At 67.4% G+C, this 1,022-nt stretch carries 1 protein-coding gene; it reads left to right on the top strand.

Annotation, left to right across the window (positions count from 1 at the left end; genetic code table 11):
• Positions 1–1,022, top strand: a 1,022-nt coding sequence (locus tag AWC27_RS09740; protein WP_139836875.1) for a ketoacyl-synthetase C-terminal extension domain-containing protein, incomplete at both ends; no start/stop codon positions are given.

Genomic DNA, 1,022 nt, shown 5'->3' with positions numbered 1-1,022 from the left:
GCGGTGCTGGTGTTGGAACGTTTAAGTGATGCCCGCCGTCACGGGCATCGGGTGTGGGCGGTGATCGCGGGTTCAGCGGTCAATCAAGACGGTGCCTCTAACGGGTTGACCGCTCCTAACGGGCCCGCCCAACAACGCGTGATCACTCAGGCCGCGGCTAACGCTGGAGTCGGGTTGGACCAGGTTGATGTGGTCGAGGCCCACGGCACGGGCACCACGTTGGGTGACCCGGTCGAAGCCGGGGCCCTGATCGCCACCTACGGCGCTCACCGCGACCCCGACCAGCCGTTGTGGCTGGGCTCGGTCAAATCCAACATCGGCCACACTCAGGCCGCCGCGGGGGCGGCCGGGCTGATCAAAATGATCCAGGCCCTGCATCATCAGGTGCTGCCGGCCACCTTGCATATCGACCAACCCAGCCCCCATATCGACTGGTCACACGGCACCGTGCAACTGCTGAGCCAGGCCCAGCCCTGGCCGGTGAGCGAGCACGTGCGCACCGCGGCGGTGTCCTCGTTCGGGATCAGCGGCACCAACGCGCATGTGATTGTGCAGCAGGCCCCCGACGAGCTGGCGGTCTCTGACACCGACACCACCACCACACCACCGGGGGAGTCGGGCGAGTCGGCCCAGCCCACGGTGTTGGTGTGGCCGTTATCGGCGCGCAGCAGTGCCGCGTTACGCGCTCAGGGCGCTCGATTGCGCCAACACCTGCTTGAGCAGCCCGAGGTATCGCTGCGGGATCTGGCCTACAGCCTGGCCACCACCCGCAGCCATCACCCCCACCGGGCCGCGATCAGCACCAGCAGCACCAGCGGCGCTGACCAGGCACGCCAGAACTTGCTAGAAGCCCTGCACGCGCTGGGTCATGACCAGCCCCATCCCGGGCTGGCCATCCACCACCTGCGGACCCAGCCGGGCGCTAAGACGGTGTTCGTGTTGCCCGGTCAAGGCGCTCAATACCCGGGTATGGCCGCCGACCTCTACAACCACCACCGCGGATTCGCCGCGGCGTTGGATGA

The organism is Mycobacterium szulgai (genome assembly GCF_002116635.1).
Lineage (GTDB): Bacteria > Actinomycetota > Actinomycetes > Mycobacteriales > Mycobacteriaceae > Mycobacterium > Mycobacterium szulgai.
Note: the sequence above shows the minus strand (reverse complement) of the source record. Positions and strands in the feature narration are given on the sequence as shown.